This is a genomic window from Oligoflexus sp., from assembly GCF_035712445.1.
Classification (GTDB): Bacteria; Bdellovibrionota_B; Oligoflexia; order Oligoflexales; family Oligoflexaceae; genus Oligoflexus.
Genome location: NZ_DASTAT010000081.1, coordinates 1 through 14,158, shown reverse-complemented (window position 1 = coordinate 14,158; position 14,158 = coordinate 1). Strand labels below are relative to the sequence as shown.

15 protein-coding genes are annotated in these 14,158 nt (G+C 49.2%); 6 read left to right on the top strand and 9 right to left on the bottom strand.

Annotated features, from left to right (window positions below):
• Positions 1-163: 163 nt before the first annotated feature.
• Genes VFO10_RS18115 through VFO10_RS18105 form a run of 3 tightly spaced genes read right to left on the bottom strand, consistent with a single transcriptional unit; the run spans position 164 to position 1,660 of the window.
• Positions 164-679, bottom strand: a complete 516-nt coding sequence (locus VFO10_RS18115) for a hypothetical protein (protein ID WP_325142742.1) — start codon at positions 677-679, stop codon at positions 164-166.
• 38 nt (positions 680-717) lie between these two features.
• Positions 718-1,164: a hypothetical protein gene (locus tag VFO10_RS18110; protein WP_325142740.1), complete on the bottom strand. Its 447-nt coding sequence runs from the start codon at positions 1,162-1,164 to the stop codon at positions 718-720.
• 31 nt (positions 1,165-1,195) lie between these two features.
• A complete protein-coding gene (locus VFO10_RS18105; RefSeq protein WP_325142738.1) occupies positions 1,196-1,660 on the bottom strand; it encodes a hypothetical protein in 465 nt (154 codons plus the stop codon).
• A gap of 215 nt (positions 1,661-1,875) precedes the next feature.
• On the opposite strand from VFO10_RS18105, the gene VFO10_RS18100 reads away from it, so the two are divergent.
• Positions 1,876-2,544 carry a hypothetical protein gene (locus VFO10_RS18100; RefSeq protein WP_325142736.1) on the top strand — a complete coding sequence of 223 codons (669 nt, stop codon included), beginning with the start codon at positions 1,876-1,878 and terminating at the stop codon, positions 2,542-2,544.
• A 92-nt stretch (positions 2,545-2,636) separates the two neighbouring features.
• Here the strand turns inward: VFO10_RS18100 and VFO10_RS18095 are convergent, their stop codons facing one another.
• The 3 genes from VFO10_RS18095 to VFO10_RS18085 all read right to left on the bottom strand — a co-directional run bounded on the left by VFO10_RS18095 (position 2,637) and on the right by VFO10_RS18085 (position 6,033).
• Positions 2,637-4,022: a phospholipase D-like domain-containing protein gene (locus VFO10_RS18095; protein ID WP_325142733.1), complete on the bottom strand. Its 1,386-nt coding sequence runs from the start codon at positions 4,020-4,022 to the stop codon at positions 2,637-2,639.
• Between the two features lie 81 nt (positions 4,023-4,103).
• On the bottom strand, positions 4,104-5,006 hold the full coding sequence (locus tag VFO10_RS18090; RefSeq protein WP_325142731.1) for a hypothetical protein: 903 nt from the start codon (positions 5,004-5,006) through the stop codon (positions 4,104-4,106).
• A gap of 445 nt (positions 5,007-5,451) precedes the next feature.
• Complete coding sequence (locus VFO10_RS18085; RefSeq protein ID WP_325142729.1) at positions 5,452-6,033, bottom strand: hypothetical protein; 582 nt, start codon at positions 6,031-6,033, stop codon at positions 5,452-5,454.
• 180 nt (positions 6,034-6,213) lie between these two features.
• On the opposite strand from VFO10_RS18085, the gene VFO10_RS18080 reads away from it, so the two are divergent.
• From VFO10_RS18080 to VFO10_RS18060, 5 genes are all read left to right on the top strand, one after another.
• The gene (locus VFO10_RS18080; RefSeq protein WP_325142727.1) at positions 6,214-6,924 is read left to right on the top strand and encodes a hypothetical protein; all 711 of its coding nucleotides are present in this window, start codon (positions 6,214-6,216) and stop codon (positions 6,922-6,924) included.
• A gap of 25 nt (positions 6,925-6,949) precedes the next feature.
• Positions 6,950-7,507, top strand: a complete 558-nt coding sequence (locus VFO10_RS18075) for a type II toxin-antitoxin system MqsR family toxin (RefSeq protein ID WP_325142726.1) — start codon at positions 6,950-6,952, stop codon at positions 7,505-7,507.
• Positions 7,508-7,613: 106 nt separating this feature from the next.
• Entirely contained in the window at positions 7,614-8,117 is a 504-nt protein-coding gene (locus VFO10_RS18070; protein WP_325142724.1) for a hypothetical protein, read from the top strand.
• A 342-nt stretch (positions 8,118-8,459) separates the two neighbouring features.
• A complete protein-coding gene (locus tag VFO10_RS18065) occupies positions 8,460-8,609 on the top strand; it encodes a hypothetical protein (protein WP_325142722.1) in 150 nt (49 codons plus the stop codon).
• A gap of 509 nt (positions 8,610-9,118) precedes the next feature.
• Positions 9,119-9,388, top strand: coding sequence for a hypothetical protein (locus VFO10_RS18060; RefSeq protein WP_325142720.1), 270 nt, complete (start codon positions 9,119-9,121; stop codon positions 9,386-9,388).
• Between the two features lie 603 nt (positions 9,389-9,991).
• Here the strand turns inward: VFO10_RS18060 and VFO10_RS18055 are convergent.
• From VFO10_RS18055 to VFO10_RS18045, 3 genes are all read right to left on the bottom strand, one after another.
• Positions 9,992-10,801 carry a hypothetical protein gene (locus tag VFO10_RS18055; protein ID WP_325142718.1) on the bottom strand — a complete coding sequence of 270 codons (810 nt, stop codon included), beginning with the start codon at positions 10,799-10,801 and terminating at the stop codon, positions 9,992-9,994.
• Positions 10,798-11,895, bottom strand: coding sequence for a hypothetical protein (locus tag VFO10_RS18050; protein WP_325142716.1), 1,098 nt, complete (start codon positions 11,893-11,895; stop codon positions 10,798-10,800). Before VFO10_RS18050 ends, VFO10_RS18055 begins: the two co-directional genes overlap by 4 nt.
• Before the next feature lie 1,246 nt (positions 11,896-13,141).
• Positions 13,142-13,822: a hypothetical protein gene (locus tag VFO10_RS18045; RefSeq protein WP_325142714.1), complete on the bottom strand. Its 681-nt coding sequence runs from the start codon at positions 13,820-13,822 to the stop codon at positions 13,142-13,144.
• Positions 13,823-14,158: the final 336 nt, after the last annotated feature.

The window sequence follows — 14,158 nt, the reverse complement described above, 5'->3', positions numbered from 1 at the left end:
TCAATTTCATGCAAAGATAGGTAGCGATTTTGCTAGGTAATGTTCGGAAACGTGCAGGGAAAAGGCTGAAAGAAGCATCAGAAAACTATCAGTGAACTATAAGATAACGATCAGTTTCTGAAGACGAGTGCTGAGAAGTGCAAATACGAACGCCGCGTCCGGGTTAGTTTGGGCCAGGGCGAAGCTCATTCCTCTGATGCTCATGATGCTCACAAAACCACCGGAAAAGACTTCCAGCCGGAACATCCACTCCTTCTATAAACGCACCGCAGTTAAGAAATGTCTGCTCCGGGTTTGCGACAAGGCTATTGCCGCAGCGTCTGCCCTTGGTGGTTATGCCCTGGCAGCCAAGGGCCTTGGCAGTCTGATGAAAAGCCCCGTCCCTATCGAGCACAAGCTGGTCTGAGTAGTAGCCATGAATGTGTGAGTCCTTGCTTTGAAGCTCATGATACATCTTCACAATAGCCTTGATCTGGCCTGGGGAAAGTATCCAGGAAAACCGCAGAGCCATATATTGCTCGAAGTCGTGGTTGAGGAGAGCCCATACCGCTTCGACTGACGTATTCCACTCGCGGAGGTGCAGATGGTCAAAGATCCGCTCAAACTGATGTCCGCCCGTCTCGAAGGAAATGCCCTGCTTTTCCATCCATTCAAGAAATTCAAGGTTAGCTTCTCTCATGGCATGCTCCGCTGTTTAGGTTGACTTGATCGTTTCCATCACTCGCTCATTTCCTGCATCCATCTTGCTTTCAGATCTGCCCGATACTCAGGCAGTTCCTGCTCAAGAAACTCGTCGGAGAAACAGACATAGAAATCCTTTCCTAGTTTGCCGAACTCCAAAGCATAGAGTTCATCCAGCGCACGCTTGATACCTTCTTCTGTCATCCCGAGGCTTTTGATCTCAGTGAATGTTCGTCGCGCTTTCAGAGCAATATAGCCATCGCCTGAAGGGGCATGAAAGCAGGTATGACTGGCGAGGTAGACCGCGAGCCACATCGAACTCGCGGATATTTCATTGCCGGCGGCCTGCAGGGCAAATACCTTCAGAATATGCTCCGGCCAAAGCCGGGCTTTTTCGCTACGAAGCGAAAAAAGCGGCATTTTAACTTCCATGAAGTCCTTGCCTTCAAATTCGATGGCTCCGCATCTTGCACATGTCTCCATGATTTATCCTTAGGCTTTGGGTTGCGTGATTTTAGTTCAGGAGTTCACTTTCAATCTCGTGCTCGCATTTAAGACACTGGACATGGCTGGTTGCTTTGCGGCAATTTGGACAGTCGGAAATCCTTTCGCATCTGGTCCAGGCCGCAACATTCGTCCCACAGAGGTGACAGGCTTCCGTTATCACCTTGTCAACCTTCCGAACGCGCTTCAGCTCAAATTTGACCTCATGCTCATACTCCCAGATTTCGACTGTTCCATCCGGCTTCTTCTCAAGCACTTCATAGAGAAGCGCCCCATCGAACATCTGTCCAGACTCCTGACGGTCGATTGCTATCGCTGTTTCAAGATCGTCGAGACCTGACAATCTCCTGTCGTCATTGAAAGGGGGGACATTGTAGTCCCCGATCTCTTTGTAATCTCTCTCACTCGGCTTGGGCCGAAACGGTGGGGTTACTTTTGGAAATCGTTTGATTCCGTATACGCGTTCATAGTCCATGCAAGGGCCCTCCAAAACGTCGAGTTCCGAACTTGAACGGGTCCACCTCCTTCAGCCGACGGAGTAAACACCAGGAAAAGACTATGGCATTTTGGGCGCGATCGTCCCATTTAACCCGAGCCTCGTCTTCCCGGATCGAGAGAGATGATTCGATGGCTGACGCGTGCTATGCTCCTGCCCATCCAGAATTTTTTCTGCCAGAAAGTTTTTTTGTCATGAGAATTGTTATTGATAAGAAATGCCGGGCCAAGGGGGATCGCGCGATCCTCGCAGCAACGGCCCTCCGTCAGGTGCGTGAAAATCTCCCTCTCAATGTCCGGGTAAAGGCGGTGAATGTTTACCTCACCCTGGAATACACCGATCACGAGGAGAAGGTGGCACTCTGGACTGGAGATTACGAACGGATTGAGGAGGTTACTCTTGATGAAGGAGGATTGATCGCAGCAGTGCCCGACGAGCTGATCCCGGAAAGTCGCAAAAAAGGCTCCCCGTATTACATTGCCTATAAGCCAGCCCACTTCATGAAGGTCACTATTCCTATGCTGGCTCCGGACGAAGCCCAGCAGAAAAAGATAGAGGCCAAAAAACGGCGCGAGAGGGAGGAAAGGGAACGCGAGGAAAGAGAAGCCGAACGACGCGAAAAGGAACGGGAACGGCGGATCAAAAGGGAACAGGAGAACGAGGAGAGAAAGGCGGCGCGAAAACTGGAGCACGAGCGCAAGATGCAGGAGGATCCAGAATATAGAGACGCCTACCTGGAAAAGGAAGCGAGGAGGGTCGCGAAGGGCCTCGCTACAAAGCGAGCCAGGAGAACTCTCGGGGAAGATAGCGGTATACCCCCCGAGGCAGAATCCCCGGTTCACGGGCAAAGCCCACCATCCTAAATAGCGTCAGTGCAAGGATCTGCCGGGACGAGCGTCAAGGCTTGTCCTGGCTTCGGTCTGTTGGACGCAAACTGCTTGCCATATTTCCTTGATCATTCTCCATCGGTTGCTGATGGGTTCCATACCACCACATCATAGCCGAGACCTCGAAGTGCCTTGTTGGTTCTATCGTTGCGAGGTGGATAATGTTCAGGCAATGCCCAGCCGACCAGCTCACCATAACAGCTGCGGCCGAATCTCGGGATACGGTACTCCTTATTATTCCATGCTTCATAGAGACGATGAACGACCTGCTCAGTCGGCCCTCCATAAAGCACAAAATACAGGATCTCTGGGACTTTGAGACCGTTGGATGCGATAGAATTATAGACCAATCTCGCAGCCAAAGGCTTTTTAATTTCGAGAGTGGCATCCTTGCCCGATAGGCCAAGATCTCTGGGCGGGAAATACCTCGAAACGTTGTTGAATGCGTGGAAAAGCGAACATAGTTCTATGAATTCTGTCTCGGTTAACCTTGCGACTTTCTCCTTGCTCAGTAGCTCTTTGAGCCGGGGAGATCGGTCTTTGATAAAGCTTTCTTCGCCGACAGGCCCTGTCTTTGTACTTTTCCACCAGGACATTTCGCGTAACAGAGCATTTTTTACCGAACCTTTGTTCTTTTCAAAGTGTTCCTCGTAGAGATATTTGTTACGACCTTCAGTTGCACGGGTTCGGGCATAATAAAAGGAGTGGAGAAATTGATCTACCTGAACGCCAGCAGGAATGTCCTTGGGAATCCAGCTGGGGCGATTCTCGTCTTTTATGACCTCAGCTGCTACTTCGCGAATGATGTTAAGCGTCGCGTTCCATTCCTTCAGGAACTCATCTTTTCGACGTTCTGATGACTTTTTTTCCGTCAGGATTTCTGGTCTGAAGTCAGGGATAAGCGAAACACGGTCCTGTGCCTTTGCATCGAGCTGCTTTCTTTCCTCAGAATACCTTGCTTCCTGCTGCTTGATTTCCTTCAATATGTCGCTGTTAAGCATGGTTGAAACAGAAGGCTTCGACAGGTACGCGAAAAAATTCTCAAGCTCGTTTCCCATACCTGTTTGCAGCAAATCATCTTCTGTCAGGAAGAGTCCCGCTTCCACGTTGTTGAACCAAGCCTTGTCGCCGATGTTAGCGGAACCTATATAGGCGCCATAACCCCGAAACCAGTATACTTTAGGGTGGAAAAGTTCTTTGACGAGATAGCACCTGTATAGATCAGAGCTTCGATTGATGAATGACTCCAGGATCATGGTCGACACGGGGACAGTGTGATCATATCTGCCCCAAAATTTCAGTTTGATTGAATTCTGATGGCAGTAGTCGAAAATTTCCATCTTTCTTTGGGCATACGCCACGGCGCATAACACCTCGCTAATGTCAAAACGCGCTAGATTAGCGACGAGATTCATGAAATATTTTCCATTGGCGACGTTCGCGATAAAATCCATGTATACTTCCGTGGACCTTGGTTCTGATAACGTTCGACTTCCATCGACGTAATGTTTTTTTGCGTGCTTCAATGAACTTAATTAATCAGGCAGGCTGAGGTACTCATTGATCAGGCGATCCTCGTGGCGCCTGAATGCTTCTCGCGATATCTTGCCAGCGTCGTTCATCTCTTTCAGCTTTTTGAGGCGTCTTTGGATTTCTGAAGCTTCATCGCTGACTTTTGGTGCAGACGGCGACGTCAACGGTTCCTGTGCTGCAAGGGGACGTGAGATCCGTTTCCCTCCGGAAACGTCGCGAATCATTTCTTCAAGAGTTTGACCGTCCGTGTCGCTGAACCTCTTAAGGCTTCCGCGAAACATTGATGACCATCTGTTTTTATGGGTAAGAGCTTGATACTCAAGCAGCCTTGGGAGGAGATCTTTTACTGGGACCTCTGTGCCGCTCTCGAGGATTACCAACGGTTTCACGCGAAATCGAACAGGATAGGAACCCTCGCCCCAGCCTATATCTTTGGCCTCGATGAAGCTTGATGAGACGATCTCGAGAACACCGACAAACTTACTTTCCTTCGTCAAATAGCAGATGAAGCGATCGCCCGGAACAAGGTATTTGGCGCGGGTTTCGCGAGACATACTAAACCCGGTAGTGTCACTATTACCGGCCTTAAAGGCATTCCAGGTTTCCGGGGAAAACAGATTCAGAAAATATCGAGCCATCGCAATACTCCTCTTCAGCGACTGCTTTGTGTATACGATGTAATTTGGTAATTCTAGTAATTTTAAAATTACGCTTATTTGGACTACCAAGGGGTTGTTTTCAAGCCAGTGGGCACTTCTTCGGCGGTTGTTGGTCAAGCCCAACAAAAAGGCAGGGCTGATGCGAGACAGCTGGATCGCAATTTTTCGGGCCTCGAGTGGGCTAGTGCAGGATAAGCCAAACGCCGGTTCTTTACGCGTAGGCGCTTTTGCCGCTTTGGAGCGCATCCGGTCCGTTCCGATCCTCTTCTGGCCCAATCGGCGAAAGGAAGCGAAGAATCCTTGGCAAGATTTGCGACGGGGCTCCCGCCGCCGTCCCTTCCTTTCGGGTGACATCCTATCCAGAGCGATGTCACTGGCCCACGCGCAGGGCGCCGGATAATGTCGGGCCAAACGCTGATCAAGAGGATGTCTTATGAAACGTCAGAAATGGAATGAGAGTCAGGTGTCGAGGCTGGTCGAGGCCATTGAGATTCATGCTACGTGCGGTATCTGCGGAGTAATGTCACTGGCCGTTTTCGCGGCAGAACCCTGTCCTCAGTGCCGATCGACGTCAGTAAACGAAAATCGACGGAAATCAATGAAAGTTGATAGGAGTAAACGAAAATCCACGAAGATTAACGCGCGACCCTTGGCAAGATGTGTAAATGAGCTACCGCCGCCCCGCATTAGCTCACCGTACAACTCGAATCCCGGGTGAGGGGGCCTGATCATTGGCGGGAGGGGCGGGGCTCCGGGTCCAATTCCTCCAGGTTTTCAGTCCAGCATCGTGCAGGAAAAACAGAATTATCAACCCAAACATGAAGCAGCCGATTGATTTAATGAAGTTAAAGACTTTCCAGAGTTCAACTTTATTGTTGGCAATGTAGTTGATTTGGACTTGAAAGCCTTTCATTTCAATATTTGCAGATGGACTGATGTCCACTGGAGATACATCTTTGCGAAGCGACACCTTGTATTCAGGCCAATCTTCTTTACCGCGCTGAACATAGATTGCTGCAATGTCAGGCCGCTCGAGCATTTTGTGGGCGGCCATGGAGATTGCGATGTCTGTTGGATTGGCCACCAGCCTCTGATAATCGTCAGTTTGCTCCGGGGTCAGATTGCGTCCTTCCTGAAGTGTAGCTCTAAAATCCAACACGGGAGGGACGATGAAGAGGGCTGCAAGCGCAAGAAGAAGAAGACCAGAAGAGATGGCGCGGAAAATCGTGAGGTTGGATATGGGTTCGCAGTCTTCACGGGTGATCTTGTTCATGGGGCAATCCTCCGGAAGATGTTAATATTAACCTCCAGGGGACATAGGAGGGTTCGTCAAGTCCGCAAGTGAACTTGAATGTTCCCTCTACGAGCCTGCAATTGCAGGCTATTCATCCGGGTCAATTTAGTAAGGTCATCAGGCAAACCTTTGCTAAATATTTGGAGGGGACAGCAAAGAATGAGCGTCTTTTCGATTTCTGTGTGCGCAAGCAGGATCGCCCTCGGCAGTGAATCCAGGGCGGACGCGCTCAAATTCGGGCCGCTTGTCAGGGCGGTTGAAGCCATCAACTCCTTCCCGGATGAAAGGCGTCCCCTGGCGATAAAAATGCTGCTGGCTGTCAGCATTTCGGCCCATGCGAAGGTCGTGGCTGATCCCAGTAAGCGCGGGCGGCTCTACGAGCTCAAAAACCGGCTCTACCTCGATATCGTTAATGGACCCGAGCGACGGCTGGTGAGCTTTCGGCACTTGAAAAGTAGCCGGTCGAAGGTGTTGGAAAAGTGTGCGGTCTGCGCGGCGGAAGGGGGCATACGCTGCAGGGCCTGTAAAGTCGATTACAGCTATTTTGATCTGCTTCAAATTACCCATCTTTTCGATTCGGGTTCCTTCACCCTGGTCATTAGCAACGATCGCGTGGCGCGGATCGAGCGTTTCGATCGAAAGCGGGTCCGCTCGATGCCGATGCCTGATATTACAGAGCAGCTGATATGTGAGGAGGCTCCACTGAAATGCAGGCATTTGCGCGCTCTGGGGCTTGAATTCTTAATTGTGGCCGCAGAAGCCTTCCTGGCAACCAGTCGATCCAGGAAGGCCGGACAGTCACTTGGTTTACGGCAGGTGGCGCCTGGCAGGCGAATCCGCGTTCCAGCCATGATCGAGCGAACCGCATGACGTTCCGCGGCGGCTGAGGATAAAGATGGCCGGCGCCAGTCCGGACAGAGGCGGCTTTGATTTTTCTTCGACGTCTCGACAAATCCCAGCCTGTTTTTTTCGATCCCCGATAAGGTACAGGTCTGCTGCCGGACGGTACTGGGGTGGACGTGACACGGACCAGGGGGATTGGATGGCACATTACGACTTGAAACAGGTACTTGCAGCGGTTCGAGCCCGGAAGGTTTCGGCGGCTCGGGGGAGTGCTCTCGACATGTATCGCCAGAGGATGGGCTACTTCTCGTCGGACAGGGAAAGGGTCCGAAAGGAAATCCTGGAAGGTCTCGCGAAGCTCCAGGCTCAAAACTTCTGCCAGACCGTTTGGATCAAGGATGATGAGTCTGGCGAAAAGGTGCCCTATGATGTCTATGGTCTGCCTGGGTATAGGGGCTGGGACTGGTACGTTAAGTTTAGGCTCAAGGAAGATGGCTCGGTCTACAACCTTAGCTTCCATCTGCCCCTGCATTCGATGACGTCCGCAGTCACTGGAAAGGTGGTGTGTGAGAAGGCTGAAGTCCAGATCATGGATAAGGAAGATAAGTAATGCTGGATACTTACCATAAAAACTTGACAGACCGTCAAGTTTTCCCCATAAATAGCCGATAGGACTATGTGTCCTTTCCTGAAACGACCACCTCGGAGTGTTCCTAATGGTCGAGAAATCAATGACTTGCGAATGTGGTGGCAGGATAACTAGGCAGAACGCCAAAGGCCGTTTCTTCTCTCTCGCCGAGTTCGGGAAGGTCAAGCTTCTGAAGGACGTCGAAGTTCCTCTTTGCAAGAAGTGCGGTGAAGCGGTCATCGAGATGGAAGACTACTCTCTCGATAATGGTCTGGAAGCCTCACTTCCGGGCAACGTCGAGGAACTGCTATCTCTCATCAAGCGTCGCCACAAGATCATCAACAAAGATGTGGCGGTATTTTTGGGAATGAAGCCTGAGACGCTTTCGCGCTACCAGAGTGAGACGAGTGGGCAGACGATCCCATCTCCAGCCTTCCTCGAGCTGAAGAATATGGTTCAGCGGGGGCGTGACTATATGGAGAAGCTGTTGGAATATGAGTGGGACGGTGAAGCTTCAGCTGAAACGTCTGGGTCTGGCGGGGGCGCTGATCACCAGATGCCGACCTCGATTGTCGCGGCTCCCTATCGTTGATTGGCTTGGGCCCTCAGTCAGGTGGAGTTCCCAATTTTTTTTACTCGCGCGCTCATAGGAGCAAAACATGCTGGCCCTGCTATGAGAGAATGAACCCGAGATGGAGAACTGCTCGTACCCCACTTGACGAGCAGGTAGATTGAAATGGCCGCAGCCGACCCTTCAGCTTCCGCGGCCAAAAAAATGGAAATGTCATCACCTGCCTTGTGCCCTTGATGACAAACAAGATGGCAATAAAATTCCCCAAAAAAATGGCATCACCAACTTGCCTTTGCTTCGCCTTGGGTGCGAAAGCCAAAAGGCTGCAATGCCTCGATTGTCGAGGGGAAAGAGGAACGCGTTATGCGTGACCTGAATGTTGACTGCATCATTATGCTTCTTCGTGTTGTTAACCAGCTTGCAAAGTCCATTGAACTGTTTCACGAGCAGGCGTGGACAGCAGGCTACAACGATGGGCTTGAGGCCCGATACGAGGAGTCTGATGAGAAGTAAGTCTTAATTCAGAGGGGGTCATGGTCTTTACCATGGCCCCCTTCCAATTTTAGGAGTTCGTTTCCTCGCATCGACCGCTCAGCACAAGTCCGGGATATTTCTTACGGCCAGTATAGATGTCCAAGTAATGCATCAATGCTGGGGCTTATCGCCTCTTCATCAAACCGAATCTTTCGCAGCCGATTATGAATAAAACGGATCAAAGGTATAAGGCTATGACACACCTTCGCATCGTTGACGATAACTAAGAAACTTCTCTGGGAGATGGCAGATGCCAAGCAGGAGAATGAGAGGATACAACGGAAGCTTGCCAGCGCAGAGAAGCGCCTTTCGAGAGTTCAGCTTTTTGTCCCGGTCGTGTTCATCACATACTGCGGAGGAGGTTTGTGGCTCATGAACAGTGGCACATCATTGCCTTCCGGGCTTGCTACCACGCTAGGTTTGCTTCCATGGTCGATTCTCATGCTCATTGAACAGTTGGCAGAGAGCCGCGCACGAAAGGAGCTGTGATGGAAGTCATCTTTTTCGTTTGTGTTGATTCAGGAGAGGTCATCGCCAAGGTTATCAACTACGCAGGTCGCACCGAAAAATGGGATTGGGTGGAGGGTTGCAGTGATAATCAGGTTTTGATGCTTAGAAAAAATGCGCGCGAGCGCTGTGGCGAGATCTGCCTGAAATTAGTTCGCAAAATCGACCCATCCAAGCCTTTGTCGACAGACAACTTTTCGGTGTTAAAAAATTTGAACAGTTTGGTCGCTTTGCATGGCGTTGTGCTTTAAAAAAAGTTTGCGCAGGGGAGTTGACGCTGAAATGCGACTTCGGTATAAAGAACAGGTAGGCTTCCTTGTGATTATTTTACGTTGATAAATATCTTCTTTAGCCATCCCTCTTGTAACTATTTTCAGTTATTCATTATTCTTCTTTAGCCATCCTTTTGTAACGACAATCCTTTAAGTGTTTTGATTAGATTATGTTTGCATGTGCGACTTTGCGCGAGCAATGTGTATGCCGTTGCGCGAAGCAAGCTTTTAAAACGCATACAATAAAAAGAAAGGTTTTTTCGATGTCTAACGCTTTTTACGAGTATCTGTTGGATATGTTTGCAGAGGCAATAAATACCATCAAGAGTGAGATGGATGCCACCTACAACGACGGGTTTGACGATGGTTGTGTATTCGCGTCTCGGCTTAATTCGGAGGCGGATGACGAAACATCTAAATAAATGAACAATAGCATCGTCAAGGTATTTACGCGGAATACTTTGACGATGCTATTTTTTTGTAGAAATCATTCGCTCGTCAACGTTAAACCAGAAGTTTTTCTGGAGTTGCCGCATCTCTACTTTCCCTCCGCCAAAAAAATGCATGCGTTGTGCTATGAGGTCACAGGATATCGAAGAGAAAGCATTTACGGATCCCTTTATCAGGTGTGAAATAGTCGCCAGTCCGCTTGTAGATTATGTGCCCTGGAACCAGCTTTCGCTGGATAACAGGCCAATGTTCTTGGGCTAAAAGACGTTTATAGGCGTCCATGGTTTTTGAAGTTTCCCCACCCTTTTCATCTGGTGGAAATACGAACACGACCGCTGAGAGTGGATTGCTGCCTGCGATTTCGCGCGCGTACTGTGAAAAAATCCAATAGATATAATTGGGCGACTCTTTATCTGTAAGCTCCATTTCGAGGGCCGCAATTTTCCCGCTCTTCAGCTCCAGCAGTGTGTCGGGCACGAGTTCCATGGTGTGTGGCCGGTACGGTACATCATTTTCGGTCAATGGCTTGCGCGTATGCTCTTTTCTGATCGCTCTAGGGAGAGAGGAATAGGTTATGCGTGAGCATTGATGCATGTACTTAAAAGTGGCCTCCTGGATCGCCAGATGATGGGCAATATTCTTCCGAACCGTTTTCTTGAATATCAGTGAGCAATCCACGGACTCAGGCATGTAAGGCTTAGCGCCTTCGTAAAGCCCGACCAGGGAGTGTTTAGTGTGGGGATTCTTGAGGCGCCTAAGGATGCCCTTTTTCAGCAGGTTACTTATGAAGCCGGACGCTGAATGAACGCTTTGATCAAGAAGTCTTGCAAGTAGTGCGGTGCTGGTTTGCCGGTACTCGCAGAGATAGTAAACCACAAGCTGAACTTTGAATTCATGCATGTCACGTGTGTTGGCTGATTCTTCTCTCGCTATGATTATCATGAGTCAGCCAACCTTAACCCGATCAACCGGGTTAGCTTGGCTATAACGATTCCGATCCACAGCAGGTAAAGATTGTCTGTCGCCTTGGTATTCGGGATTGCTTCGCCTGCTGGCTTTTTCGGCTCTTCCTTGGCCAGCACTTGCTCTGCCCGTTCGACGATGTTTCTCTGAGTTTGCAGCAACCCAAAAGCCTTCGTTACTCTTTTCCCCGCCTTGGGTTCTGGGCATGTAAAACCGGGCAATGGCTTATTATCCTCGCATCCTTGTCTATCCTTGATGTCGACAGTTGGCCATCGCTCAGCCAGATATGATTCGTTTAGACCTGGGATCTGGTCTTCCGCAGCCTGCTTGCGGCGCTTGGCCTCGTTCTGCTCTTGCTTCCAGGTATCATGCTGGGCGTTCCAATTAGCCTCTTCATCAGCATTTTTCTGCTGTATGTCTGCAGCATTGAGTGATGTATAATTGTGAGTTGTTCTGATTCCAAAAATCGGAACACTTACTGATACACCTATCAGAAAGAGTCCGGTTATCAACGGTTTGAACAATTTGTGATTGGTGAAGGCGATCAAGGTTTTGTTTAGGCCGATATCAAAAATCCATAGGGCTGCAATTTCAGCGAGCACTGTGATGATGCACCCGGGGATGATCGACCATTTCAGATTGGTATTTGGGATCACTGGCCAGTTCCCTGGGACAATGTTTGAAAGAGTTTTTCCAAGCGCAAAAGTTGAAACAGCCGCGATGAAGAGATAGATAATCAACTCGAGTCCGATCAGTATCAGCTTTTCTTTCTTATAGGCTTCGGCGGCTTTGACAGTGATTGGTGTGGCCAGCAGATGTGTTTCGTTGTTACCAGGGAGTTGCTGTTGAAGATGTCTGAGGACGACCTTGCGATAAGCAATATTTCGTGCGACTTTGTCCAAAATCAAGTCGGGAAGAACCTTGCCAATTCTGGTTTTGGCAATCTTTTGCTTTTGTCCGCAAACTCTTTGATCGTAGTTGCGTTTAACGTTGCGCGGTATGCTTTGAAAGTTGCTTCGGTAACTAATGTGCAGGATGAACGAGCGGATGGCTGCTTTGATGGTTTCGATCATGGATTTCACTCTCCTTTCTTTAGGTCATGTACCTCCTCATTTCCATTTTTTTCCATTTCATAACGGCATTATGACACACACGTTGCGCGCGGCAAGCCCGCTCGCAGCCTGAATTCTACATGGTCCTTGCGACAGCCGTCAAGATGGGATGGAAAGTTTTTTATCGTCAAAGGCTGTCCCAGCAAGGTTTCGGTGAAGTTTGGGAGCGGTGATTGTTGGTTGTGAGGTTGTGACAAAGGCGTTTAGCTCTTGTCTGCCAACGTCATGAAGTCGTCATAAGATGTCAAACCGTTGATTTTATAGGAAGCCATTTCCATAAGGCCATATTTGCAAGCTATCGCAATAAAGATCAAATATCGACTTTAGCATGATGTGCTCAGGGCTCCAGGATTCCTTGGAGAGGAGTCCTTGCGTCGACTAGAGTTAAGTTCTGCCGCCTTCAGAGGCGTTTTCTTCAGTTGGAAGAGGGCTTTCGGCAAGCGTGATGGCAATGACAGTCAATTAAAGATGGGGATTGAGATGTGCAAGCTGGCCTTTGTCACACGAGATAGCTGATCAGAGATGCTGTTCGGGAGTAAGATCCCGGGCGGGTTCTCCAGCACGATTTGTTTATTATTGCTTCTGCTTCGAGAATTTGGATATGCATAACTCAGTATGCAGCTCAGGCAGATATTTTTGCTTACCTCTCAGAGACTTCGGTTTCAACGTTTTCCTTAGAAGTGTAGGAAACGCAGTGGATCTATGCCCCCACGAGCATCCCTTATATTCAATTTCCGGTGGTTTGGATTCTTACGCGAGCTGCGACGTTGGCGAAGATTCAGTAGCCTCTGAGTTGTTTATACCATCACTTCACAGACCTTGACAATGTCTGAGCGGAAAGAGAGAGCCAGCTCACACCGGCTCCCTTATGGTGGAACTTAGGCGGTTACATGGGCAAGTGAATCGTCAGACTGCTCATCACACGGCTCAGAGGCCACATGATAGTACAGGTAGCCAGGCTCCTTCGGTAGCACTGAAAACCTGGGTGTTGACCCAATCTCAAAGCCAAAATCCCTCGCTATGCCCTCCCGATCAATATCTCCGTCACTTGCGAGGTAGCTGTCTCGAATGGTTTTATCGAACAGTTCGATGCACGAAGCGGGTATTTTTGCGTAAATCATTCGGGTATCCTCCTTGGAATTTATGAATCAGTTGCAGGAAATTCCGAGAGTCAGAAGTTTCCATAGGTTAAATGGGTTCAAAATCTTCAGCAGGGCTTTGAGGCTGAATCGCTTGGTTTTCGCTTTGTGCGCTGATCCGAAGTTAGCGCCATGGCACTTGATCCTGGTAGCGACCAGGACAGGAGCCTCAGCAGGACAGGAGCCTCAAATTCGGACGACTTGACCGAAGTAGCTTTGATAGCCGCACGGTTAAGCTCTTCGTACTGAGCTGATGAGAGCTTGAGGAAGAGAGTTGCAGGGTGGCGGTAGGGGAGTTGTTTCATCTCTTCAATGAGCTCTCGTGGAAGCTTCTTGGACACGACCTCCAGAGACTCGCTGAAGGCTTTAGGAGAAGAAACTTTCATTGAACTCAGAATCTGGGAGAATTTGTGATGCCGGCTCTTGAATCCGGCGAAGGCATCATGGAAGTGTGGAGCAAATCCACCGTTAAGATCATTATACTCCTTTGCGACTTTTGATAGTGTTGTGCGTGCTGATGCAAGCTTCATTTTTCTCGAGCTGGAAGCGTCCTGTTCTGCGAGCGTCTGATAGTAATCCAGCTCCTTCTTGAAGGCATTGACGCATTTCTCAGTCTCCAGAAGATATTCGTGCCATTCGACGAGGTATAGTTCCAGGTTTGTTCGGAATAGTTCGGAGGATGGTCGGAAGGCATTGTCTACAAGCTTTTGCTGGTCAAAGAAAATTTGCTTTTTCACAGTTGCAGACATCTGAAAACTCCTTCGTTATCAATTCATAGCCTCATAATATCCCTCTTGATTAAAAAAATGAATATAAAATTATATGCCTCTATTCTGGTTTATTGTCGATAGTAATGCGTATTTAAAGGAAAAAGTTCTAGAGTAGTAAATAAAATGAATATTGAATTATTTGAAATGTTTCCTGATCGGCCTGCTTCTTTCTTCGCCCCCCGCCAAGTTGTCATTTTGTAGCTGTACGTGTTGTTGGTGTGATGCGGTGGGTCGTTGAGGGCTTTTCGAGATGGGCCCGGGTGGAGTTGGAGGTTGGATAGTGGTTGGGTTGTTGTTGAGGGTTTTGGTGGTTCC

What these genes read in the sequence shown, in the direction of transcription:
- VFO10_RS18085 (WP_325142729.1), bottom strand. Translation starts at nt 6,033, where the DNA reads ATGAACAAGATCACCCGTGAAGACTGCGAACCCATATCCAACCTCACG.
- VFO10_RS18075 (WP_325142726.1), top strand. Translation starts at nt 6,950, where the DNA reads ATGGCCGGCGCCAGTCCGGACAGAGGCGGCTTTGATTTTTCTTCGACG.
- VFO10_RS18045 (WP_325142714.1), bottom strand. Translation starts at nt 13,822, where the DNA reads ATGTCTGCAACTGTGAAAAAGCAAATTTTCTTTGACCAGCAAAAGCTT.
- VFO10_RS18095 (WP_325142733.1), bottom strand. Translation starts at nt 4,022, where the DNA reads ATGGATTTTATCGCGAACGTCGCCAATGGAAAATATTTCATGAATCTC.
- VFO10_RS18080 (WP_325142727.1), top strand. Translation starts at nt 6,214, where the DNA reads ATGAGCGTCTTTTCGATTTCTGTGTGCGCAAGCAGGATCGCCCTCGGC.
- VFO10_RS18100 (WP_325142736.1), top strand. Translation starts at nt 1,876, where the DNA reads ATGAGAATTGTTATTGATAAGAAATGCCGGGCCAAGGGGGATCGCGCG.
- VFO10_RS18060 (WP_325142720.1), top strand. Translation starts at nt 9,119, where the DNA reads ATGGAAGTCATCTTTTTCGTTTGTGTTGATTCAGGAGAGGTCATCGCC.
- VFO10_RS18090 (WP_325142731.1), bottom strand. Translation starts at nt 5,006, where the DNA reads ATGCGCTCCAAAGCGGCAAAAGCGCCTACGCGTAAAGAACCGGCGTTT.
- VFO10_RS18070 (WP_325142724.1), top strand. Translation starts at nt 7,614, where the DNA reads ATGGTCGAGAAATCAATGACTTGCGAATGTGGTGGCAGGATAACTAGG.
- VFO10_RS18050 (WP_325142716.1), bottom strand. Translation starts at nt 11,895, where the DNA reads ATGATCGAAACCATCAAAGCAGCCATCCGCTCGTTCATCCTGCACATT.
- VFO10_RS18110 (WP_325142740.1), bottom strand. Translation starts at nt 1,164, where the DNA reads ATGGAGACATGTGCAAGATGCGGAGCCATCGAATTTGAAGGCAAGGAC.
- VFO10_RS18115 (WP_325142742.1), bottom strand. Translation starts at nt 679, where the DNA reads ATGAGAGAAGCTAACCTTGAATTTCTTGAATGGATGGAAAAGCAGGGC.
- VFO10_RS18055 (WP_325142718.1), bottom strand. Translation starts at nt 10,801, where the DNA reads ATGATAATCATAGCGAGAGAAGAATCAGCCAACACACGTGACATGCAT.
- VFO10_RS18105 (WP_325142738.1), bottom strand. Translation starts at nt 1,660, where the DNA reads ATGGACTATGAACGCGTATACGGAATCAAACGATTTCCAAAAGTAACC.
- VFO10_RS18065 (WP_325142722.1), top strand. Translation starts at nt 8,460, where the DNA reads ATGCGTGACCTGAATGTTGACTGCATCATTATGCTTCTTCGTGTTGTT.